The sequence below is a fragment of the Chryseobacterium sp. FG46 genome (assembly GCF_057809135.1).
The window spans coordinates 39,238-61,773 of record NZ_JBMDJJ010000004.1; the positions used below are offsets into that span (position 1 = coordinate 39,238).

22 protein-coding genes are annotated in these 22,536 nt (G+C 36.1%); 8 read left to right on the forward strand and 14 right to left on the reverse strand.

Annotation, left to right across the window (positions count from 1 at the left end):
- Positions 1-19: 19 nt before the first annotated feature.
- Positions 20-1,540 (reverse strand): flexirubin biosynthesis tyrosine ammonia-lyase FlxA, encoded by a 1,521-nt coding sequence (gene flxA, locus ACODR7_RS04480; protein WP_488837613.1) that lies wholly within the window; start codon positions 1,538-1,540, stop codon positions 20-22.
- 98 nt (positions 1,541-1,638) lie between these two features.
- Here flxA and ACODR7_RS04485 point away from each other — a divergent pair, with 98 nt between their 5' ends.
- Positions 1,639-2,895 (forward strand): NAD(P)/FAD-dependent oxidoreductase, encoded by a 1,257-nt coding sequence (locus ACODR7_RS04485; RefSeq protein WP_488837615.1) that lies wholly within the window; start codon positions 1,639-1,641, stop codon positions 2,893-2,895.
- Positions 2,896-2,928: 33 nt separating this feature from the next.
- Here ACODR7_RS04485 and ACODR7_RS04490 read toward each other — a convergent pair whose 3' ends face one another.
- From ACODR7_RS04490 to ACODR7_RS04505, 4 genes are all read right to left on the reverse strand, one after another.
- Positions 2,929-3,534, reverse strand: a complete 606-nt coding sequence (locus ACODR7_RS04490) for a hypothetical protein (protein WP_488837617.1) — start codon at positions 3,532-3,534, stop codon at positions 2,929-2,931.
- 102 nt (positions 3,535-3,636) lie between these two features.
- Entirely contained in the window at positions 3,637-4,122 is a 486-nt protein-coding gene (locus tag ACODR7_RS04495; RefSeq protein ID WP_488837619.1) for a hypothetical protein, read from the reverse strand.
- A gap of 161 nt (positions 4,123-4,283) precedes the next feature.
- Positions 4,284-5,576, reverse strand: coding sequence for a flexirubin biosynthesis putative acyl-CoA ligase FlxY (flxY, locus tag ACODR7_RS04500; RefSeq protein ID WP_488837621.1), 1,293 nt, complete (start codon positions 5,574-5,576; stop codon positions 4,284-4,286).
- A 92-nt stretch (positions 5,577-5,668) separates the two neighbouring features.
- Entirely contained in the window at positions 5,669-7,357 is a 1,689-nt protein-coding gene (locus tag ACODR7_RS04505; protein WP_488837622.1) for a M23 family metallopeptidase, read from the reverse strand.
- Between the two features lie 397 nt (positions 7,358-7,754).
- Between ACODR7_RS04505 and ileS the strand changes: the two genes are divergently transcribed.
- From ileS to trpS, 7 genes are all read left to right on the forward strand, one after another.
- Complete coding sequence (gene ileS, locus ACODR7_RS04510; protein ID WP_488837624.1) at positions 7,755-11,150, forward strand: isoleucine--tRNA ligase; 3,396 nt, start codon at positions 7,755-7,757, stop codon at positions 11,148-11,150.
- Between the two features lie 58 nt (positions 11,151-11,208).
- Positions 11,209-11,589 carry a TraR/DksA family transcriptional regulator gene (locus ACODR7_RS04515; RefSeq protein WP_002983772.1) on the forward strand — a complete coding sequence of 127 codons (381 nt, stop codon included), beginning with the start codon at positions 11,209-11,211 and terminating at the stop codon, positions 11,587-11,589.
- A gap of 78 nt (positions 11,590-11,667) precedes the next feature.
- On the forward strand, positions 11,668-11,913 hold the full coding sequence (locus ACODR7_RS04520) for a DUF6576 domain-containing protein (RefSeq protein ID WP_488837626.1): 246 nt from the start codon (positions 11,668-11,670) through the stop codon (positions 11,911-11,913).
- Positions 11,914-11,930: 17 nt separating this feature from the next.
- Positions 11,931-12,125 carry a DUF2683 family protein gene (locus ACODR7_RS04525; protein WP_076595465.1) on the forward strand — a complete coding sequence of 65 codons (195 nt, stop codon included), beginning with the start codon at positions 11,931-11,933 and terminating at the stop codon, positions 12,123-12,125.
- The gene (locus ACODR7_RS04530; protein WP_488837628.1) at positions 12,125-12,766 is read left to right on the forward strand and encodes a lipoprotein signal peptidase; all 642 of its coding nucleotides are present in this window, start codon (positions 12,125-12,127) and stop codon (positions 12,764-12,766) included. The genes ACODR7_RS04525 and ACODR7_RS04530 overlap by 1 nt, the downstream gene beginning before the upstream one ends.
- A 14-nt stretch (positions 12,767-12,780) precedes the next feature.
- A complete protein-coding gene (locus tag ACODR7_RS04535) occupies positions 12,781-13,425 on the forward strand; it encodes a SanA/YdcF family protein (protein WP_488837630.1) in 645 nt (214 codons plus the stop codon).
- A 275-nt stretch (positions 13,426-13,700) separates the two neighbouring features.
- Positions 13,701-14,669: a tryptophan--tRNA ligase gene (trpS, locus tag ACODR7_RS04540; protein WP_488837632.1), complete on the forward strand. Its 969-nt coding sequence runs from the start codon at positions 13,701-13,703 to the stop codon at positions 14,667-14,669.
- Between the two features lie 68 nt (positions 14,670-14,737).
- Here the strand turns inward: trpS and porY are convergent, their stop codons facing one another.
- From porY to ACODR7_RS04585, 9 genes are all read right to left on the reverse strand, one after another.
- Positions 14,738-16,024 carry a PorY family sensor histidine kinase gene (gene porY / locus ACODR7_RS04545; protein WP_488837634.1) on the reverse strand — a complete coding sequence of 429 codons (1,287 nt, stop codon included), beginning with the start codon at positions 16,022-16,024 and terminating at the stop codon, positions 14,738-14,740.
- Positions 16,024-16,695 carry a response regulator transcription factor gene (locus ACODR7_RS04550; protein ID WP_488837636.1) on the reverse strand — a complete coding sequence of 224 codons (672 nt, stop codon included), beginning with the start codon at positions 16,693-16,695 and terminating at the stop codon, positions 16,024-16,026. Before ACODR7_RS04550 ends, porY begins: the two co-directional genes overlap by 1 nt.
- Before the next feature lie 162 nt (positions 16,696-16,857).
- Positions 16,858-16,986 (reverse strand): hypothetical protein, encoded by a 129-nt coding sequence (locus ACODR7_RS04555; protein WP_488837638.1) that lies wholly within the window; start codon positions 16,984-16,986, stop codon positions 16,858-16,860.
- Between the two features lie 112 nt (positions 16,987-17,098).
- Positions 17,099-17,548: a PepSY-like domain-containing protein gene (locus tag ACODR7_RS04560; RefSeq protein WP_488837639.1), complete on the reverse strand. Its 450-nt coding sequence runs from the start codon at positions 17,546-17,548 to the stop codon at positions 17,099-17,101.
- A gap of 202 nt (positions 17,549-17,750) precedes the next feature.
- A complete protein-coding gene (locus tag ACODR7_RS04565) occupies positions 17,751-18,446 on the reverse strand; it encodes a YjjG family noncanonical pyrimidine nucleotidase (RefSeq protein WP_488837641.1) in 696 nt (231 codons plus the stop codon).
- A 202-nt stretch (positions 18,447-18,648) separates the two neighbouring features.
- The gene (locus ACODR7_RS04570) at positions 18,649-19,239 is read right to left on the reverse strand and encodes an RNA polymerase sigma factor (protein WP_105684157.1); all 591 of its coding nucleotides are present in this window, start codon (positions 19,237-19,239) and stop codon (positions 18,649-18,651) included.
- A 195-nt stretch (positions 19,240-19,434) separates the two neighbouring features.
- Positions 19,435-19,926, reverse strand: a complete 492-nt coding sequence (locus ACODR7_RS04575; protein WP_488837643.1) for a hypothetical protein — start codon at positions 19,924-19,926, stop codon at positions 19,435-19,437.
- An 85-nt stretch (positions 19,927-20,011) separates the two neighbouring features.
- Positions 20,012-21,292: a methionine adenosyltransferase gene (gene metK, locus ACODR7_RS04580; protein ID WP_488837645.1), complete on the reverse strand. Its 1,281-nt coding sequence runs from the start codon at positions 21,290-21,292 to the stop codon at positions 20,012-20,014.
- A 236-nt stretch (positions 21,293-21,528) separates the two neighbouring features.
- On the reverse strand, positions 21,529-22,479 hold the full coding sequence (locus ACODR7_RS04585; protein WP_488837646.1) for a LysR substrate-binding domain-containing protein: 951 nt from the start codon (positions 22,477-22,479) through the stop codon (positions 21,529-21,531).
- Positions 22,480-22,536 lie beyond the last annotated feature (57 nt).

Here is a 22,536-nt window from a genome sequence, read left to right on the forward strand (position 1 = left end):
AATCCATAGCAGGCAATAGTTACATTCCTTTCAGGTATTTCTTTACTTTTTCCAGATACGGATACATGACCATATCGTCTGAGAAAGCAGGAATAATTTTTCTGATTTCATCATACAGTTCTTTTGTAGAGGATGAAACCTTATCCTGAAATCCAAGATATTCAACAGCCTGGATGATCGTAATAGCTTCAATGGCCAAAACTTCAAAGGCATTTTCAATGACTTTTCTGCAGATCACTGCAGCGTTTGTTCCCATACTAACGATATCCTGATTATCGTTATTGTTCGGAATACTGTGAACATACATAGAATTTGACAGCATCTGGCTTTCTGCCGTAGTAGAAGTTGCCGTAAACTGTACTCCCTGCATTCCGAAATTGAAACCTAATTTACCTAAATTCACAAAAGGAGGCAAAATCTCATTGATTTTCGAGTTCAAAAGATAGTTGAGCTGTCTTTCTGCAAGCATGGTCAGTTTGGTTACTACAATTTTAAGCTTGTCCATTTCCAGAGAGATATAATCGCCATGGAAGTTTCCTCCATGGTAAACATGCTGGTCTTCAACATTGATAATCGGGTTATCATTCGCTGAATTAATCTCATTCTCAAGAACTTTTTCTGTGTATTCCAACGTATCCAGTACCGGACCTAGAATCTGAGGAACACATCTTAATGAATAATATTCCTGCACTTTTTCCTTGAATACTTTTTCCTGTTCTTCAAAATGGGTATAAAGATGTTCTTCTCTTTTCCTGATCAGTTTACTGTCTGCCAGGTGAGCACGCATTCTTTCCGCTACTTTCTGCTGGCCGTAATGTTTTTTTGTCCCGTTCAATGCTGCTGACAAATGGTCATCATAAGCCTGTACAATTTCGTTGATGGCACAGGAAAGTCTGAGAGAAATATCAGTCAGCTGATTGGCTTTATAGGCATTTACGATACCGATTCCTGACATCACGGAAGTTCCGTTCATCAAAGCAAGCCCTTCACGGATCTCTACTTTTATCGGTTCTAAGCCTTCTGTTTCAAAAACCTCTTTGGTAGATTTTCTTTCCCCTTTATAAAATACTTCTCCTTCTCCAATCAGTACCAAAGCCAGATGAGCCAGCTGAACAAGATCGCCGCTTGCTCCTACCCCTCCATGCTCAAATATCAACGGAGTAATATTTCTGTTGATCAGTTCCTGAAGCAAATAAATAACCGATTGGTGTACTCCTGAATTTCCTAGTGATAGGGTATTCAGTCTTGCCAGCATACATGCCTTTACTTCTTCCGCAGGCAAAGGATTTCCAATCCCTGAAGAATGGCTTCTGATAAGGTTGTACTGAAGCTGGTGCGTATCTTCATCACTGATTTTGAACTGGGCCATCGGACCAAAACCGGTGTTCACACCATATATTACTTTATTTTTTGAAAACTCTTTTAAAAACTGAAAACTTTTATCCACTCTTGACAAAAGTGATTCATCCAGTTCTATTTTTTCATTCTCAATGATAATTTTTTGAAAGTCTTTCAGTTCTAAAAAGTTATTTATTTTCATCAATTAAAAGTAATAGTTGATAATTTTGTAAAATATTAATTATTTGTCACTAATTTTGCGGCAAAGATAAAAGTTATTATTAAAATAAAAAATCAAAGATGAGCAAAGAATTTGTTGACGTTCTTGTAATCGGAGCCGGACCTTCCGGATGCGTGTCTTCTTCGTACTTAAAGAAGAATAACGTCAACGTAAAAGTAGTTGAAAAGACAAAATTCCCAAGACTGGTAGTCGGAGAAAGCTTAATCCCAAGGGTAATGGACCACTTTGATGAGGCTGGGCTTTTCCCTGCATTAGACAAAATGGGCTTTGAAAAAAAGCTTGGGGCTCGTTTCCTTCGTGGTGAGGAAGTCTGCATTTTTGATTTCAGCAACAAATTCGGGGAAGGTTGGGACTGGACCTGGCAGATTCCAAGAGCTGATTTTGATAATACGCTTGCTCAGGAAGTCATTAACAAAGGAATTGATCTTGAATTTGAAACTGAGGTTATTGACATTCAATTTGACGGAACAGATTCTGTAACTACGGTAAAAAGCAAGGATGGAGAAACAAAAGAAATCCATGCCAAATTCGTTATCGATTCCAGCGGCTACGGAAGAGTATTACCTCGTCTTCTTGATTTGGAAAAACCTTCAAAACTTTCTCCTCACTCTGCTATTTTCTCTCATGTAAACGATATCAACAGAGCACCGGGAGAGGAAGGAACTTTAATTTCTTTTGACATCATTGAAACAGAAGTATGGCTTTGGGTAATTCCTTTTTCCAATGGAAATACCAGTTTAGGAATTGTAGGCCCTACTGAATACATTGACAAATTATCTGAAAACGGAGATCCCACAGAAGCTTTGAGAAAAGCCATTTCTCTTTCTGATTATTATGTAAAACGTTTTGGGGATGTAGAATTTATTTTTGAACCTAAACACCTGAAAGATTATTCATGCTCGGTTAAAAGTTTATTCGGTGACGGATTTGCTTTAACAGGAAATGCTTCAGAATTCCTTGATCCGGTTTTCTCTTCAGGAATGGCTTTTGCCACAGAATCCGGAATGCTGGCCGCAAAACTGGCTTTAAGACAACTAAACGGAGAAAAAATTGATTGGCAGAAAGAATACTCAGATTATATCTTATATGGTGTTGACGTTTTCACCACCTATGTAAAAGAATGGTACACCGGAAATCTTCAGGAGTTATTTTTCCATCAGCCGGAAAATCCTGATGTAAAGAAAAAGATCTGTGCGGTCTTAGCCGGATATGTCTGGAATAAGGACAATCCTTTTGTGAAAAAGCATGATACTGTCATTAAAAATCTTGCGAACCTGATCAAGCTAGAAAAACAGGAACAGCAAAATCAAGCATAAAAAACGGTCTGAATTTTTCAGACCGTTTTTTGTTTATTTTATAACTTCTTTGATTTCCTTTCCCAATTTTTTTCCGGTAACTTCATAGGCCGCAGCTATTCTTCCGTATTCCCATGCAAATTCTTTATTCATTTGCTTGCCTCCTATTTTATCTGCTTGTAATCTCATCACTACTTTCGAAGGATCATCAGTTTCCACAAACTTCATATCTGCTGTTAATTTTGCTTCCTGAGAACCTATCATTCCGCCATACCAGCCGGCATAAATCCATTTTGCATCAATAATCAGCGTGTATTTTGTCTTTGCATCCTTTTTGAAAACTACTTTTTTGGATTTCCCATTTATGCCTTTAAGGAAATAGTCCAAATATTCAGAATTTTTAAACTGTCCCCACTGATAAATCCAGTTTTTCCATACAGCTTCGCTTTTTTTGGCTGTAATATCCGCTTTCCTGTTTTCCAGGTATTGAGCTTCCGTCATGTTCTTCTCCTGATAGACTGCATTATCAAACACCAACTGAACATTCACTTCGTTTTGATCTTTTAAAAAATCAAAATTTCCGGATTCAACATTAATTTGATTTTGTGCAAAGGCTACCACTCCAATTGCCATGAAGAGCAACAACATTAATTTTCTCATATTTTTAAATTAGTTTTTACTTAAACACCCAAAGATATTTACTTTTATTGATAAGTAACCGTAAAAAAACAGTCTGAAAGTTCAGACCGTTTTTTTACAAAATTATTTCAATTTATCTTCTTTTTTTATCTTAGCATCTTCTGCCATCATTTTTGTATGATCTGCTGTCATTTTTGTATGTTCCTGTATCAGTTCTTCATCCTCTTTCATCATTTGATCATGATCAGCTTTCAATTGATTGATATCAAAATTTTCAGTAGCATGCTTTTTCTCCAGTTCATCATGTTTTTTCATAATTTCAGAATGCCTGGTAAGCAGGTCTGCATGCTGCTGCAGAATATCCTTATGCAAAGCCTCGATTTTGTTATGCTCACTGGTAGCAGGTTCATTCTGCAGGTGATGAATACTGGTAAAAGCAGCATGTTCTTTTTCCATTACCGAATGAGCTGCTTCTAATTTGCTATGATCAGATTGCAATTTAGCATGTGCTGCCGAAAGTTCTTTTTCAAGTTCAGTACCTGATTTTTTACAGGATGCTAATACAAGGCCTACAGTTAAGCCAGCCATCAGAATTAAATTCTTTTTCATTTTTTTATGTTTAATTCCAGTAAAATTACTCAATAAGACTCTAAATAACAGGTTTTTGTAAAAAAGACATTTTATTTACATGATAAGAAAAAAATCCCGGTAATTTTAGCCAGAATAAGTGTAAAATAAAAAGAATAACATTAATTTTAAAGAAAGGCAGGTCACCGTAAATCAATAAAATTAATTGGTTTTCTGCTGTTTGGATTAAAAACTGCTTTAGAAAGAATGCCAAAGTCTATGATTTCAATTTTGGGACTTACTCTCAATTTTGCACGGAAATGGTCTCTTACTTCATTCACAAAGCTGTCGTGCTCTTCTTCTGTGCTCAGTTTAATAATAATTTCGTCAAGCCCGATTTCGTTAGCCTGAATAACGATCTGGTAGCATAAGATTTTGTTGAAATCATTCAGAATATCGTTCATAGCAGGTGGATACAGCGTTGTTCCTTTGTATTTGATCATCTGTTGTTTTCTTCCGACTACAGGTCCCAACCTCATCGTATTTCTTCCACACTGGCACGGCTCATAGTGAGCTTTTACAAGATCTCCGGTTTTAAATCTCAACAAAGGAATGGCTTCTACTCCCAATGTTGTAATCGTCAGTTCACCAATTCCTCCTTCTTTTACCGGATTTCCTTCATCATCAAGAATTTCTGTAATGATGAGTTCCGGATGGTGATGTCCTCCGATTTGAAATTCACACTCTGTAAAAGCGGTACTCATTTCGGTAGACGCGTAAGTAGAAAAGAGTTTGATATCCAACTTTTCTTTGATTTTCTGTGAAAGAATATTATCTGTAAAATCTTGATTTTTGATGCTTTCTCCAATACATACAGCCCCATAAACACTGGAGTTTTTATAATCCAATCCGTGTTTTTCGGCATAATCAATCATTTTCAGCAGAAAAGAAGGTACGGTAATCAGATATTTTGGTTTGTATCTGAAAATAGAATCCCACTGAAGTTCCGGAATTCCAGGTCCCATTCTCACCACGCTTGCCCCCATTTTTCTTAAACCAAGAAAATAAGCAAGCCCAGCCATAAACCTTTTATCTATGGTGGTAATCATCTGCACAACATCACCTTTCTGAATTCCCGCACAGGCAAAAGAGATTGCTTCATTGTACGCAAGCCTCTCAAGATCATTGTCAGACAATCCGAAAGTTACCGGATCTCCCAATGTTCCGGAAGTGGTACTGTAATCCACAATTTTATCCGGTGTTATGCAGAAAAAATCATGGTTATACTGCTGAAGATCATTCTTTGTGGTGGTAGGAATCTTCTGAAGATCTTCCAAAGTATGAATATCCTCAATAGTAATATTATTTTCTTTGAACAGTTTCTGATAAAACGGCGAATGAGTTTCAAGATAGATCAAAAGTTCACGAAGTTTTTCTTCCTGAAACAATTTGATTTCCTGAATCCCTGCTTTCTCGATTGACGGATGAAATTCCAATGATTTTAATTTTTAAAAGGCAAATTTATTTAAAATTACATGATTGTAAAGATGTATTCATGTAAAATGTATTCATGATTGCAGCTACAGTTTTATCTTTGAAACGTAAAAGTTTGTGTATTGGTATTCCCGGCAGTATTGATGGTTGTCACTTTTAAAGTATGAGAACCGCTTCCTTTAGGACATTTTTCATCAAAAGTGTAGATGAAATTATCTTTTACACGGGCAAAACGCAGCCATTTACCATCCAGTTCGGCACGAAATGAAACAATATCTCCTATTTTAGAAGTTCCTTTCAACAGCAAAGAGCTGTTATTAACCATTGCTCCTTCTGTCCAAGCTGATGAAACAGATGGCAGGTAATTGTCTATTAAGAGTTTTGCAGTACCCAATCTGTTGAATTTTCCTTCTGCCCAATCACCATTCCATTTCACCTTGACTACATTCTTATCACTGCCATAGTCAAGAAGAATAACAGCTTTATCTTTTTCTGTATTGGTTAATTTTCTATTCGGTTTTATTTTCAAAGTATACTCATCCTGAATGGGAATGTATGGACTTTGTAAAACAATCGTATTTGAAACAGCATTCGGATCTGTATCAGGTTTTTCATAGGCATTGAAATTTATGGCATCATACACTGCATTTTTGCTGAAATTAATCTCTGTATTTTCTGTGGTAATGGTTTTGGCTTCGTTAGCCATTATCGTTTTTGCTGTAGAAGATATTTTGTCTGAGGTTTTGCTTAACTGAAGTTTGGTTGTTAACCGGCTTGTGTTTCCTTTGACATCTTTTAGAACAATTTCAATGGTATGCACATTTTCATCATGAAGTTTGATCATTCCTGTTAAATTTGGAAGGCTATAATTCTGCAGTTTCATTCCCGGTAAATCGGACAGGTGCTGAATTCCTATTTTATCTCTGATGAATTTGGTATAATCTATACAGCCGTTGATGTATCGGGTATCATCATAGTGGATTTTGTCAATTTTAAAACTGTAAATCAGCTTGTCATCCATCAATAACTCTGCATTATAAATCCCCAGATTAAACCCTTGATTGGCCTTATCTACAGCTTTAATGCCCAAACTTATTTCCGGAGAATTGACCTGAACGAGACCAGCAGTATAAATACTTCCTGCTTTTTTTACTGCAATACTATTCGCTCCTGGTTCATACGTACTGAAACGCCGGTCATACCAATAAAGACCACTGATAATGGGTGCTATATTGTCCGAAATAGCAAAACCGAAAAGTAAAGGATTAAGGCATTCTTCTGTTTGGGTATCTCTTATTTCGAAATGCAGATGCGGCCCTGCAGATCCTCCTGTATTTCCGCTCAGTGCAATCTGTTGTCCTTTTTCTACCGGAAACTGCCCAGATTGAAAAGTAATATCCTGTTCCCATTTTTCGTTTTTGTATTGTCTTTCCTTTACATATTCATCAAGTGCATTAAAATATTTGTTCAGGTGAGCATATACCGTTGTATAGCCATTGGGATGAGTAATGTACACTGCATTTCCAAATCCGTAGCGCTCTACTTTTATTCTGCTCACATAGCCATCAGCCGCCGCAAGAACAGGAAGATTTTCCTGGCTATTGGTTCTTAAATCCAGCCCCATATGAAAGTGATTGGTCCGGATAGCTCCAAAGTTAGCTGCCAGCTGCATGGGAATATTTAAAGGATTTCTGAAATAATTCTGGGGGTAATTATTTTGAGCTTGTACAATGCCTGTGTTGATAAAACAAACAAAAAGCATCAGGTAATAAAAGATTTTCATACAGCATTTGGATTTATACGTCTAATTAAATATACGAATTTTTAAGTTATGCTTATTTTTTTGACCGCAGATTTCACAGATGATTATGTTGTAGGTTTTGGCTCTAAAGCCGTTGGATATATTTTTATTATTTAAATGGGCTTCCTTCGACTATGCTCAGGATAATAGCCCACTCCTATTGAATAAAATTGAATAAATCGCATTAATTTTTATATAAAAAACACCCAGAAAAATTCACGTATTGACGATTCACTATTCACTTTTTCTCACCTTTCCCATTTATATTTCTGAAATTGAACTTTTTAATAGAAATTACCTACATAAAACATATATTATAAACCGACAAATTTTAGTAAATTTGCAGACTTAATTAATCAACGATATTGAGATATTTACAATGAGCCAATTTAAAGAATACAAAAACCTCAACCTTATTGACGTAGCAGAGAATGTAGCGGAATTTTGGAAACAAAATAAAACTTTCAATAAGAGTGTTGAGATTCGTCAGGGAAATCCTGAGTTTGTTTTTTATGAAGGTCCGCCTTCAGCAAACGGTATGCCTGGAATTCACCACGTAATGGCAAGAGCATTGAAAGATATTTTCTGCCGTTACCAGACTCAAAACGGAAAGCAGGTTTTCCGTAAAGCAGGCTGGGATACGCATGGTCTTCCTGTGGAACTGGGTGTGGAAAAAGAATTAGGAATCACAAAAGAAGATATTGGCAAAAAAATCTCTATTGAAGACTATAACAAAGCTTGTCGTGAAGCGGTAATGCGTTATACCGACGTATGGAATAACCTTACGGAGAAAATCGGATATTGGGTAGACCTTGATGATCCGTACATCACATACAAGTCAAAATATATGGAAACCGTTTGGTGGTTATTGAAGCAGTTGTACAGCAAAGACTTGTTGTACAAAGGTTACACCATCCAGCCTTACTCTCCAAAAGCAGGAACAGGACTTTCTTCTCACGAGCTGAATCAGCCCGGGACCTATCGTGATGTCTCAGACACAACGGTTGTAGCTCAGTTTAAAGTAAAGAAAGACTCTTCAACATTGTTCAATGATGTTGACGGAGATGTACATATCCTTGCATGGACGACAACTCCATGGACGCTTCCATCCAATACTGCTCTTACCGTAGGCAGAGATATAGAATATGTTGTAGTGAAAACCTTCAATCAATATACATTTGAACCTGTAACAGTAGTATTATCAAGCGTTCTTTTACCTAAGGTTTTCGGTAAAAAATTTGCAGAAGGTACGGATGAAGATTTTGCCAACTATACTCCGGAAACGAAAGTAATTCCTTTCAGAATACTAAAAGAATTTACTGGAGAAAAGCTTGTTGATACAAGATATGAGCAATTAGTTCCCTGGTTTACACCCAACGACAATCCTGAGAATGCATTCAGAGTAATCTTAGGGGATTTCGTAACGACTGAGGATGGTACAGGTATCGTTCACACGGCTCCTACTTTTGGTGCTGATGATGCGAGAGTAGCTAAAATGGCTCAGCCAGAAATTCCGCCAATGTTGGTAAAAGATGAAAATGACAACCTTGTACCATTGGTAGATTTACAGGGTAGATTCATCAAAGGAGAAAATGTTCCTGCGGTATTTTCCGGAACTTATATCAAAAATGAATACTACGATGAAGGAACTGCTCCTGAGAAATCATGGGATGTAGAACTTGCGATCCTGTTGAAAACGGAGAACAAGGCTTTCAAAGTAGAAAAATATGTCCACTCTTATCCACACTGCTGGAGAACAGATAAGCCGGTATTGTACTATCCGCTTGATTCATGGTTTGTGAAAATGACTGCTGTAAAAGAGAGACTGGTTAATTTAAACAAAGACATCAACTGGAAGCCAAAAGCTACCGGAGAAGGACGTTTTGCGAACTGGTTGGAAAATGTAAACGACTGGAACCTTTCCCGTTCAAGATATTGGGGCATTCCGTTGCCAATCTGGAGAACAGATGATTTGAAAGAAGAAAAAATTATCGGTTCTGTAGAAGAATTATATAACGAAATCGAGAAATCAATTGCGGCTGGATTGATGACTGAAAACCCGTTCAAAGGTTTCATCATCGGGAATATGTCTGAGTCTAATTATGAACTTGTGGATCTTCACAAAAACGTAGTAGACAAAGTGGTATTGGTTTCTGATTCAGGAAAAGCAATGAAGCGTGAAAGCGACCTGATCGACGTTTGGTTCGATTCAGGTTCTATGCCTTATGCACAGTTGCATTATCCTTTCGAAAACAAAGAATTAATCGACAATAATAAAGCATTCCCTGCTGATTTCATCGCAGAGGGTGTTGACCAGACGCGTGGATGGTTCTATACGCTTCACGCTATTGGTACGGCTGTGTTTGATTCTGTTGCTTATAAAAATGTAATGAGTAACGGTCTTGTTCTGGATAAGAACGGACAGAAGATGTCAAAACGTTTAGGAAATGCTGTCGATCCGTTCGAAACCCTTTCTGTATACGGACCGGATGCAACGCGTTGGTATATGATATCTAACGCAAATCCATGGGAAAACCTGAAGTTTGACATTGAAGGAATTGACGAGGTAAGAAGAAAGTTCTTCGGAACACTTTACAATACCTATTCATTCTTTGCTCTATATGCAAATGTGGACGGCTTCAAATATTCAGAAAAAGAAGTGGAGAACCGTCCTGAAATCGACAGATGGATCCTTTCTGAACTTAATCTTCTGATCAAGGACGTAAAAGCTTTCTATGAAGATTATGAGCCAACAAGAGTTGCAAGAGCGATCAGTACTTTTGTGAACGACAACCTGAGTAACTGGTATGTAAGATTATGCAGAAGACGTTTCTGGAAAGGAGATTATTCTGATGACAAAATCTCTGCTTACCAGACGTTATACACTTGTCTTGAAACAGTAGCTAAGCTTTCCGCTCCTATTGCTCCGTTCTTCATGGATCAGTTATATCAGGATTTGAACAGGGTAACAGGAAAAGAAAACTGTGAATCTGTACACCTTACAGACTTCCCGATAGCTGATGAAAGCTTAATTGATCAGGATCTGGTGGAAAAAACGCATTTGGCACAGAACATTACAAGTATGGTTTTCTCTTTGAGAAAGAAAGAAAATGTAAAAGTTCGTCAACCGTTACAAAAAGTATTGATTCCTGTATTGGATTCTAAAACAGAAGAACAGATTATTGCTGTTGCAGACTTAATCAAGCAGGAAGTCAACGTGAAAGAATTACAGTTAATTAATGCCGAAGAAGCATCACACTTAATTGTAAAACAGATAAAACCTAACTTCAAAGCTCTTGGTCCTAAATTAGGAAAAGACATGAAAGTGGTAGGTGCCGAGATTGCAAATCTTACTGCAGAACAGATTTCCGCTCTTGAAAAAGAAGGAAAACTGGACGTTCAGGGATATGAAATTACCCTTGATGATGTGGAAATTTCTACAAAAGATATCCCGGGATGGACCGTTACTTCCGATGGAAAAACAACTGTGGCATTAGATTTGACGTTAACCGATGAATTAAAATCTGAAGGTATCGCAAGAGAATTCATCAACAGAATTCAAAACCTGCGAAAAGATAAAGACTTTGAACTGACAGACAGAATTTCAATCACATTGGAAGAAAGTTCTCCTTTCCTGAATGAGATTAAGAAAAATGAGGAATATATTTCTTCCGAAGTCTTGTCAAATAAAATAGAAATTGTATCTTCACTTTCAAATTTTAACGAAATCGAAATAGATGAGGTTAATTTTAAGATAAATGTTGAAAAAAATTAATCTATAGTTATTATATTTCAAATTCCATTTCATAATTTTATTAAAAAAGAGAAAGAATATGTCAGACGAAAGAGTAAGATACAGCGATGCTGATTTACAGGAATTTAAAGCGATCATTAAAGAAAAAATAGAAAAAGCAGAAAAAGATCTTCAGCTTATCAGAGAAAGTTTTATCAACGACCAGAATAATGGTACTGATGATACTTCTCCTACTTTCAAAGCCTTTGAGGAAGGAGCTGAAACGCTAAGCAAAGAGCAAAACTCTATTTTGGCAGGAAGACAGGAAAAATTCGTGCGTGATCTTAAAAATGCTTTGATCAGAATCGAAAATAAAACGTATGGTGTTTGCAGAGTAACAGGAAAACTGATTCCTAAGGAAAGACTTTTGGCCGTTCCTCACGCTACGCTGAGCATCGAAGCGAAAAACATGCAAAAATAACCGTAAGGGTTGTAAAATAACATTGGGTTTATATCGTATTTACGGATACTTTATAAACCTAATTTTTAATGTATACCCATGAGCGAATTATTAATTTTGGGACTCATCATCACCGTAGTTGTATTATTTGTCAACAGAGAATGGATCAAAAACAGATTCTTCCCTGATCAGAAAAAGAATTACACTATTGATGACCGATTCAATTCTGATAAACGGGAACGGGAGAAAGAAATCGACAGACTTTTGAGTAAGATGGGCAAAAACGGAGTGAATGATCTGTCTGAAAAAGACAGGAAAAGACTTGATGAACTGTCCAAAATGTAAAAAAATAAATATAAGAAATGGAATCTATCATAGTACATCCTAAAAATTCTATGGAGCTGAGTGCACTGAAAACTGTTCTGAAGGAAATGGGTATTAAATTTGAAAAAGCTCATGTTAAAAGCTCATTCAATGGACAGAAAGTGGTTAAGAAAGCAAGCGACAACAACAATATAAAGCCGGCATCAAAGCCATCAAAACCTAAAGGACAGTAATGAAAAAGATCTTAGCAATAACATTTTTAGTGTTGCTCATTGACCAGGCTTCAAAAATTTATATCAAAACTCATTTTGAACTGAATGAGAGTATTCCTGTCATCAACGGTTTCTTTAACAAAACTTTTGTTGAAAACCCGGGAATGGCTTATGGATTTCACTTCGGAGGAATTATCGGGAAATATTTTCTGGTTATCCTTAGAGTTTTCCTGATCGGAGGGATGATCTATATGTTCAAAAAATGGCTGAAAGAAGGAGCATCTAATTATCTTTTGGTTCCAATGGCTGTCATTTTTGCCGGAGCTATCGGAAATCTTATTGACGGAATGTTCTACGGAATGATCTTCGACAGCGGTACTGTTTATGATGCCAGCACTGACCGATGGATTGGCTACGGCGGAATTTCTAAGCTTGTTCCTTTCGGACACGGATATTCCACCTTTATGAAAGGATGTGTAGTAGATATGCTTCATTTTCCTGTGGTAGACTGGTACGTTCCTGAAAGCTGGCCTTTAATTGGAGGAAAACATATTGAGTTCTTCAAATATATTTTCAATGTTGCCGATTCTGCTATTACCGTAGGGGCAGCATTCTTATTAATATTCAGAAAAAAAGCTTTCCCGAACGGACTGGAGTTTTAAATATATATTTTCGGATGAAAAAAATAATCAAAAATATTTTTAAATTTTTCCTGCTTCTTCTGGTTGCAGGAATTATTTTTATTGCCTGGGCGAATTACAGCATCAAAAAAGACAGCGCACCATTTGTTTCCTACACTATTGCTGATGTACCGGAATCAAAGACTGCATTATTACTGGGAACAGGGAAACTTCTGAGCAACGGAACCCCGAATGCTTATTTCTACAACAGAATTAAGGCTGCAAGTGATTTATACAAAAGCGGGAAAATACAATACATCATCGTTAGTGGTGATAACAGTACCAAAGATTATAATGAACCTGAAGATATGCAGCTGGCATTGATGCAGGAGGGAATTCCACAGGATAAAATTATTTTAGACCATGCCGGATTCAGAACGCTGGATTCTGTGGTGAGGGCAAAAGATATTTTCAGCCAGACAAAACTGGTCATTATCTCTCAGAAATTCCACAATGAAAGAGCTGTTTTTCTGGCCAGAAAAAACGGGATGGAAGCTTTCGGGTATAATGCAGCGGATGTGAATAAGTATGCAGGCTTAAAGACGAATTTGAGAGAGTACCTTGCAAAAGCTAAAGCCTATTGGGATCTTCTTTTTGGTGTGGATCCGAAATTTGGAGGAGAGAAGATTGTGATTCCCTGATATTTTTCCCGCGGATTACACAGATCTTCACGGATGATTGGTGAGTTGATAGGTTTTGGATAAAGCCGATGGATGGATGTTGAATTTTAAGCTGGCCGGGCTTTCTTCGGCTCCGCTCAGAATTATTGTCCACCCCTATTGAATTTTAATAACAACATCTTTTATCTTTTATCTTTTATCTTTTATCTTTTATCTTTTATCTTTTATCTTTCATTATTCCCGCCAAACCTCGTAAATTTGCTATTCATTAATTTTTTAATATAAATTTTAAACAAATGTCAAGAATTCTTACCGGCATTCAAGCCACCGGAACACCCCATCTTGGAAACTTATTAGGGGCAATTCTCCCTGCTATCGAACTATCCAAGCAGGAAGGAAACGAATCATTTTTATTTATTGCGAATCTTCATTCACTTACCCAGATTAAAGACGCGCAGACTTTAAGACAAAATACCTACGAGATAGCTGCGGCTTGGCTTGCTTGTGGATTAGATACCGAAAAAACATATTTCTACAGACAAAGTGATATCGCTGAAACCTGTGAACTTTCTTGGCATTTATCATGTTTTTTTCCTTATCAAAGATTAACATTGGCTCATTCATTTAAGGATAAGGCAGACAGACTTCAGGATGTGAATGCAGGTTTGTTTACCTACCCTATTCTGATGGCTGCAGATATTTTACTGTATGATGCAGAGATTGTACCTGTAGGAAAGGATCAGCTTCAGCATCTGGAAATTGCAAGAGATGTAGCTTCCAGGTTTAACAACCAAATGGGAGAAGTTCTTGTATTACCACAAGCAGAACTTCAGCAGGATACGAAATATGTTCCTGGAACTGATGGGCGGAAAATGTCTAAATCAATGGGAAACATTATCAATATTTTCTTACCTGAAAAGGAATTGAAAAAACAGGTAATGAGTATTGAGTCGGATTCGAAATCCCTGGAGGAACCTAAGGATCCTGAAACGGATAAAACGTTCCAGATTTATCAGCTTGTTGCTACGCCTGAACAGACTGAAGAATTAAGAGCAAAATATCTTGCCGGAAACTTCGGATACGGACATGCTAAGAAAGAACTTTTAGATCTTATCCTGGTACGTTTTGAGAAAGAAAGAGAAATGTTTGCTTATTATATGAACAATCTTGATGATCTGGAAGCAAAACTGCAACAGGGTGCTGAGAAAACCAGACCTATTGCGTTGGAAACACTTAACAGAGTAAGAAAAAGCTTAGGATTTTAATTCTGAGTTTTAAACATAAGAAAGCCTTTCGTTTGAAAGGCTTTTTCTATTGATGTAAATTGTTACTTTTAATGGGTATTATTCTTTGTCAGGATAAAGTAATGCATCTGATCTCCATATTCATAACTAACATCCCAGCCAGGATATTGTTTGATAATGGTCTTAATGATAGACAATCCCAATCCGGTAGACGTATGATCTGATCCTTGTTTATAAAAGCGGTTAAATATCCTCGATTGATCTAAAGACACAGGATTTCCACTGTTTTGAAATGCGATTCTGTTATTTTCAATGATAATGTTCAGAGTTCCTTCTTCGTTATTATATTTTACTGCATTTTTAAGAAGATTAGACAACAAAATATCGGCAAGATCCTGATTGAAATCTGCAACAAATTTTCCTTTCTCTATAATACTGACCTCTACTTTTTTAAAGGCAATAAAATCTTCATAATTCTGAACAAGCTGGGTAATCATTCCGTTAAAATCAACATCTGAAGTTTTATTAAACTGGCTGTTTTCAATCCTGGAAAGCATGAGTAAGGATTTATTAAGGCCAACCATTCTTCTCAGGTCGTTCTTCACTTCAGTAAGGAAGGTAAGATTCTTTTTATCAAGATCGTCATTCTGGATCATCAGATCAATCTTATTAATCACAATAGCCAAAGGAGTCTGAAGCTCATGGGAAGCGTTTTCAATAAACTGTTTTTGCTGATAGAAAACCAATTCATTACGTTCAATCATTTCATTGATCTCCACATTTAACTCTTCAAATTCGGTGATCTTATAATTCTGCTTTTCCTGAGAAAAAGGAATTCCAAACTGATATTTTTTAAGTTTATCCAAAATCAGATAGAACGGCCTCATGGCTTTATTAAGCAGATATCCGTTAACAGCTACGATACTTATCACCAAAAGGATATAAAGCACAATCAGCGCTGTTGTGAGATCATATATCAATTCATCCTCTTCTACCGTTGATGTTCTGATAACAAGCCGCTGATGACCTTTGAACTGATCAATAAAGTCGGCCTCAAGAACCCGGTAAGGCTGATCTTTGTCATCATACTCCATATAGTACATCTTATTGTAGAGCCTGCTTTTGTTTTGATAATCTCCAGCTTTGATCGGGTTGATTTTAAATTCATTGAATCCAAACTCATTATTCTTCAACAGCTGGGGATTAAGATAAACCGCTTTAATAATCTGAATCTTTCTATCTCTTAAACCATCATCCACATTATCATGCACTTCATCCAGGATATAGGCATAAAAAAGACCTGCCCACACTGCTATAATAAACAGCAGTATCATGATCAGATATTTTATCGTGTAATATTTTAATGAGGTTTTCATCAGATGAATTTATATCCTATTCCGTATACAGCCTGGAAATCAGCTTCTGCATTGAGGGTTTTCAATTTTTTACGAAGATTTTTAATCTGGGAATAAATAAAATCCAGACTGTCTGCCTGGTCGATATAATCTCCCCAGATTGCTTCTGCCAATGTGGTTTTCTGTAAGGTTTTCTCCGGATGAATGACAAAATAATACAGAAGGTCATATTCTTTTCGGTTAAGAACAAGCTCATCATTCCCTACTTTCACTGTTCTGTTTTCCGGATCAATGCTGATATTTTTGTAGCGGATGATGTTTTCTCCATCCTGATTTTTTCTTCTGATCACAGATTTGATTCTCGCCATCAGCTCTGCAAGATGGAAAGGTTTAGCAAGATAATCATCTGCTCCTATTTCCAGTCCGGCCACCTTATCATCTACTGAGTCTTTGGCTGAAAGAATGATTACAGGGTCTTTCTTATGCATTTTTTTGATCTCTTTCAGAAGATCTATTCCGTTTCCGTCAGGCAGCATAATATCCAGCAAAATACAATCGTATTCATAGGAAATAATTTTGTCCAGCCCTCCACTGTAGTTCTCCGCATATTCTACAATGAAATGTTCTGCTTCCAGAAACTTCTGTACGGTATCTTTCAGTTCGGGTTCATCTTCTACTATTAAAATCTTCATATTCTGGATCTGTATATTTTGCTACTTCATTAATGTATATCAAATATATGAAATTAAAAGCTGGAAGAATTGAAGAGGGAAGCTGGAAGCTATTCAAACTCCATCAATCTTTGAAATTTTATATCACTTCCCTCTTCCAGCCTCCACCTTCCATCCCTAAAATTAATTCGATTTGACATATCGGCCGTCTGCATCAAAAACAAGGCATAAGCCATTCATCAGATTGATTTTATAGGCATTATATTTTTTCTCAATAGAATCAATCACGCTACCAGGGTGATACTTTGTCATAAAAGACACCATACTTTTCTAATCTTAGCAGAAGAAACCTTTCTTCCGCTACTGTTTATTAAATTCCAGTTGACCATAATATTAATATTTAGTGTTTGTATTCGGTTAAATGTTAATCATCGATTCTTTTAAAATTTCCATTCCTGTCAAATTCAAGTTCCAATCCATTGGAAAGTTCTGCTTTATAAGACCATCTTTTCTTTTCAATCTTGATGATATAAGTATTAGGAAAATTCTTTGTACTGTAATTTCTGATGGACGCAGGAATGAAGCCATAAGGAATTTTCTGATGTTTTCCATCTACTTCTTTCCAGTTTCCATTACTGTCGAACTCCATTTTCATTCCATTAGTCAGGTATACTTTATACTCATCTACTCCATAGATTTCTCTGTCTTCGATGGCTGAGTTTACAGGGATGCCTTTAAAATGAGCTGCAAGAAAGTTTTTAGCTGTTTTGGGTAACTGATTAGCATGGATTGCTCTGTCCTGCGCAGAAATTAAGCCTCCAATTAATAAAAAAATAATCATTAATACTCCTGTGATTTTCTTTACATTTTTCATACTATTACATTTTCTGTTATTATTATGGAGCAAAGTTCCTGATCAATTTGGGAAAGAATTGGGAAAAATGATTTTGGTGGAAAATATTTAATTTAACCACGGATGATCACAAATGTTTGTATTGATTTCCGAAGTGTATTGAAAACAGAAAAGCCACTAAGGTGGTCTTAGTGGCTTTTATCAGATTCTATGATCTTATACTCTATAAATATTCTTTAATCTGCTGAAGATGGGTAATGGCTTTTAAACCTTCCTTCTGTTTGTCTTCTTTATATACATCAAAGAAAATAGCATCCATTCCGAAATCCGTAGCTCCCATGGCATCTGCAATCCAGTCGTCACCAATCAGGATACTTTCTTCTTTTTTTGCTTTGGAAAGGCTTAGTGAGTATTCAAAGATTCTTGGATTAGGTTTTCTTACTCCTACAGCATCTGCACTGGTAATGGTTTTAAAATAAGGGGCAATTCCGGAAAGTGTACATTTTCTTTCTGTCACTTCCTGAAATCCGTTGGAAATAATATGTAATGTATAATTCTTAGCTTTCAGATATTCCAAAACATCTTCAGCTCCTTCCACCAATTCGTTATAACTCACAATATTATCAAGGAAATTTTCTTCAAAATAAAGGGCAAGCTCTTTATCATCTACTCCAAAATGTTTAAATGAATCATAAAAACGGTGTTCTCTCAGGTACTCTTTGCCGATAATACCGTCTCTGATCTTTTCCCACAACTCTTCGTTGATATCGTGATATACAGAGTGAAACTCTTCAAAATCTATATGATACTTTGAAGTAATTTCCTGTTTTTCAAAAAGATCTTTGATGGTAAGATAGGCATTTCTGCGGTGATCCCAGAGTGTATTATCCAGGTCAAAAAAAACGTGCTGCATTTTCATACAGCACAAAGTTAATAATTTTAATTTTTTGTAATAGGATAATTTTTGCTCTTGCTTTTCACAATCTCAAGGCTTTTAGAAAAATTCAGCAAAAAATCAATGGTTTGTTTCTTAGGTTTCAAAGTTTTCACTTTTAAGGAGTCATTTTTTTTCATAAGCGAAGTATGTTTTCCTTAAAACGTGAAATTTCACTAAATATTATCTATCTGGTTAATATTATGTTGTTTTCATCCATGATTTTTCTCAGGTTTATGAGTGCATATCTTACTCTTCCTAAAGTTGTATTAATACTCATCTCTGTATGATCTGCAATTTCTTTGAAGCTTAAACCATCGAAAAACCTCAGTTTGATTACTTCCTGTTGGTTTTGCGGCAAAAACTGCAGCATTCTCAGAAGATCCTCCTGAATCTGATTGGTTACCAGCTGGTCTTCAATATTTTCTGATGGTTCTCTGATCAAATCAAAAATAGAATACTCATCTGTTTCAAAAGTAGTTTCTGAAACTTTGATATTCTTTGCTTTTGATCTAAAATGATCAATGATTAAATTGTGAGAAATTCTTTTTGCCCAAAGAATAAATTTACCTTCTTCGTTATAGCGCCCTTCTTTTAGCATTACAATAATCTTCATGAATGTATCCTGAAAGATATCATTAGCCAAATCTTCATCATTAATTTTGTAAAAAATGAATGTAAACAGTTCTCTCTGATGTCGATGAATAAGGGTTGACAATGCACCCTCGTCTCCTTTTTGGTAAAGGGAAATTAGTAAACTATCCGATTTTGATTTCATAACTCTTCTCAATATAAATATTTGCAGACAGGCATTCTACCAGATATTTCTTCTGGCCTTTGCTGTATAAACAAAACAGTTCTAGAGTAGAGTCTCTTCTATAGGCGTTAGTACAATTATTATGATGTAAATATAATAATTTTTTAATAACTGTTAATCTATTATTAAATTTTATAGAGAAAAATCTAAAAAAAATCACTTAAACATATCATGAATGAATACTGTAGGAATATTTAATGTAAAATTAACATTAAGCCCTTTCATTTCTTTTCCATTCAGTCGGGTGTTTCCTATAGGAAAAGCATATCCACCTGTAAGATCCAGCATCCCGAATAAAGTAACTCCTATCTTAGGGGCAACATATTTATTGGTTCCTTCCACTCCGGCTAAAAAGTAATATGAGTGATAGAAATCCACGTTCTTTTCAAAATTAAGAAGTACATCTGCCTGCAGTTTCGGCATAACAGCAAATTTAGAATCTACAGAACCCATCATTGCAGCACCTCCCAGTCTGTAAATTACGTCATCATTTTTAAGAAAAAGCAATTTACCTCCTACTTCTCCGAAACTCTGGTTCTGGTAAGTATATCCCACACTAATCATTTTATGCATGGTATATTGAGCTTTTGCTATTGTACTTAGTACAAACAGTGACAGGGCGGCAGCTACAGTTCGAAAATTCATCATCTTTCTATATTATTAAGGTGTAAAATTAAAAAAAACTGCCTTATCCTGAGATAAAGCAGTTCATTTATTATGGTTTAAAGAGAAATTAAATTCCAAAAGCGGCTTTAATCTCCTCTACTTTGTCAAGTTTTTCCCAGGTGAAAAATTCAAGATCTTTCAATGTAAGTTCGTTTTTATGTCCCTTATTGAAAGTTTTATCAGCTACATAATGCTCTTTACCCATGTGTCCGTAAGAAGCTGTTTCCTGATAAATAGGGTTTCTTAATTTTAAGTTCTGTTCGATAGCATAAGGTCTTAAATCAAAAATAGCAGAAACTTTTTTCGCAATATCCCCATCATGAAGATCCACTTTTGCCGTTCCGTAAGTATTGATATATAAACCACAAGGTTCAGCTACCCCAATGGCATAAGAAACCTGCACTAAAACTTCATCAGCTACACCTGCAGCTACTAAGTTTTTAGCAATATGTCTTGTTGCATAAGCAGCACTTCTGTCAACTTTAGAAGGATCTTTTCCAGAGAAAGCACCACCACCGTGAGCTCCTTTACCTCCGTATGTATCAACGATGATTTTTCTACCTGTAAGACCTGTATCTCCGTGAGGTCCTCCGATTACAAATTTCCCAGTAGGATTGATGTGATATTTGATCTGATCGTTAAATAAGGCTTTGATTTCTTCAGTTTGCTGTGCAACCACTCTTGGAACCAGAATATTTTTGATATCCTCACGGATCTTATTCAGCATTTCTTCTTCGCTTCCAAAGTCGTCATGTTGAGTAGAAACTACAATAGAGTCAATTCTGATTGGTTTATGATCATCAGAATACTCAATGGTTACCTGGCTTTTTGCATCCGGACGAAGATAAGTAATCTCCTTATTTTCTCTTCTGATAGCAGAAAGTTCTTTCAGAATCGTGTGGGCAAGATCCAATGCAAGAGGCATATAGTTAGCCGTCTCATTGGTAGCATACCCGAACATCATTCCCTGGTCTCCGGCTCCCTGTGCATTTGCTTTAGCCTCGAAAGACTCGTCATTTACCGCTCTGTCAACTCCCTGGTTGATATCAGGCGACTGTTCATGGATCGCAGAAATAACTCCGCAAGAATCTCCATTGAACATATACTCTCCTTTCGTGTACCCGATTCCGTTGATTACTTCTCTGGCAATAGTCTGTACATCAAGGTAAGCATCTGATTTTACTTCTCCTGCCAATACCACCTGCCCGGTAGTTACAAGAGTTTCACATGCTACTTTTGAATCTTTATCATATGCTAAGAAATGGTCGATTAAAGCATCGGAAATTTGATCGGCAATTTTATCCGGATGTCCTTCTGAAACTGATTCAGATGTAAATAAATAAGACATATAATTCTTTTGTTTTTAAAATTAAAAAAAATAATGTTTGCGAAAAATATGAATGAAATTGCCCGAAAAAAGAATACTGTTTTAGCATTTTTTTATAGAGGTTGCAATCAGGTCAAATTTTTCCTCGTAATAAACGTCAGCAAATTTAAGTACTATTTTCCTAATACTCAAAAATTTTGTTTATTAATTATACTTTTATTTAAATTGATGATTTCTATCACTTTAAAGCATTTCCATTACTGAGGCTTAATGCTTACAAATTCTTTCGGACTTTCGTGATAATTCAGCTTAAGTTCTAAAGAGGCTTTGATAGAGTGTGATAATTCATCAATAATTTTTTGTTTAAAAGTGGGTTTATAATAAATAATACTGATTTCTCTATAAGGGAAAGGTTTTTTGAATCTGAAAACATTTTTCTTCTGTTCTTCAGAAAGCTGACTCAGCGCCAATTCCGGCAAAATACTGATTCCTCCTACTTTATCTACCATGTGTACCAACGTCTGGATATTGGAAGCTAAGAAATCCAGATTTTTAGGTTTCAGGGTATTTTCTTTCAGGTGACAGATATTTTCAAACTGATTTCTCAGACAGTTTCCTTCTTCAAGCAGCCATACTTTCTCTACATTCAGATCTTCCGGAATGATGTAGGAATTCTTTTTATTAGCTTCAGTATTGGAGCTGTAAATCATCAGCTCTTCGTTGAAAAGGAAATCCTGGTAGAACTCATCAGCAGTATCGTAAGGAGTAGAAATAATTCCCGCATCCAACTCTCCTGCTTTTAAAGCTTTAATAATATTATCAGTTGTCATTTCTTTTACATTCATCTGAATCTTCGGATTATCCTCCAGAAATTTGAAAATCTCCGTTGGCAGAATGAAAGAAGAAACGGTAGGAATGATTCCCAGATTGATGGTACCTCCTAAAATATTATTCAAAAGGTTCGCTTTGTTCTTCAGCTCATTGACAGATTCGATAATTACCTTTGCCTGATCAATAATCTGAAGCCCTACATCCGTGGTACGAATCGGGTGAGTAGTTCTGTCGAAAACCTTTACATCCAGTTCATCCTCAAATTTCTGTATCATGGCACTTAACGTAGGTTGGGTAATAAAACACGCCTGAGCGGCCTTACCAAAATGTTTATACTTATCAACAGCGATAAGATACTCCAGTTGCTGAATGTTCATTTGATTAATATTATCTATTACAAAGATATAACGTTTTTGCTATTAGCAATTAAAAAT

Coding starts and splice junctions, on each gene's coding strand:
- flxA (WP_488837613.1), bottom strand. CDS start 1,540: ATGAAAATAAATAACTTTTTAGAACTGAAAGACTTTCAAAAAATTATC.
- ACODR7_RS04485 (WP_488837615.1), top strand. CDS start 1,639: ATGAGCAAAGAATTTGTTGACGTTCTTGTAATCGGAGCCGGACCTTCC.
- ACODR7_RS04490 (WP_488837617.1), bottom strand. CDS start 3,534: ATGAGAAAATTAATGTTGTTGCTCTTCATGGCAATTGGAGTGGTAGCC.
- ACODR7_RS04495 (WP_488837619.1), bottom strand. CDS start 4,122: ATGAAAAAGAATTTAATTCTGATGGCTGGCTTAACTGTAGGCCTTGTA.
- ACODR7_RS04505 (WP_488837622.1), bottom strand. CDS start 7,357: ATGAAAATCTTTTATTACCTGATGCTTTTTGTTTGTTTTATCAACACA.
- ileS (WP_488837624.1), top strand. CDS start 7,755: ATGAGCCAATTTAAAGAATACAAAAACCTCAACCTTATTGACGTAGCA.
- ACODR7_RS04515 (WP_002983772.1), top strand. CDS start 11,209: ATGTCAGACGAAAGAGTAAGATACAGCGATGCTGATTTACAGGAATTT.
- ACODR7_RS04520 (WP_488837626.1), top strand. CDS start 11,668: ATGAGCGAATTATTAATTTTGGGACTCATCATCACCGTAGTTGTATTA.
- ACODR7_RS04525 (WP_076595465.1), top strand. CDS start 11,931: ATGGAATCTATCATAGTACATCCTAAAAATTCTATGGAGCTGAGTGCA.
- ACODR7_RS04530 (WP_488837628.1), top strand. CDS start 12,125: ATGAAAAAGATCTTAGCAATAACATTTTTAGTGTTGCTCATTGACCAG.
- ACODR7_RS04535 (WP_488837630.1), top strand. CDS start 12,781: ATGAAAAAAATAATCAAAAATATTTTTAAATTTTTCCTGCTTCTTCTG.
- trpS (WP_488837632.1), top strand. CDS start 13,701: ATGTCAAGAATTCTTACCGGCATTCAAGCCACCGGAACACCCCATCTT.
- porY (WP_488837634.1), bottom strand. CDS start 16,024: ATGAAAACCTCATTAAAATATTACACGATAAAATATCTGATCATGATA.
- ACODR7_RS04550 (WP_488837636.1), bottom strand. CDS start 16,695: ATGAAGATTTTAATAGTAGAAGATGAACCCGAACTGAAAGATACCGTA.
- ACODR7_RS04555 (WP_488837638.1), bottom strand. CDS start 16,986: ATGACAAAGTATCACCCTGGTAGCGTGATTGATTCTATTGAGAAAAAA.
- ACODR7_RS04560 (WP_488837639.1), bottom strand. CDS start 17,548: ATGAAAAATGTAAAGAAAATCACAGGAGTATTAATGATTATTTTTTTA.
- ACODR7_RS04565 (WP_488837641.1), bottom strand. CDS start 18,446: ATGAAAATGCAGCACGTTTTTTTTGACCTGGATAATACACTCTGGGAT.
- ACODR7_RS04570 (WP_105684157.1), bottom strand. CDS start 19,239: ATGAAATCAAAATCGGATAGTTTACTAATTTCCCTTTACCAAAAAGGA.
- ACODR7_RS04575 (WP_488837643.1), bottom strand. CDS start 19,926: ATGATGAATTTTCGAACTGTAGCTGCCGCCCTGTCACTGTTTGTACTA.
- metK (WP_488837645.1), bottom strand. CDS start 21,292: ATGTCTTATTTATTTACATCTGAATCAGTTTCAGAAGGACATCCGGAT.
- ACODR7_RS04585 (WP_488837646.1), bottom strand. CDS start 22,479: ATGAACATTCAGCAACTGGAGTATCTTATCGCTGTTGATAAGTATAAA.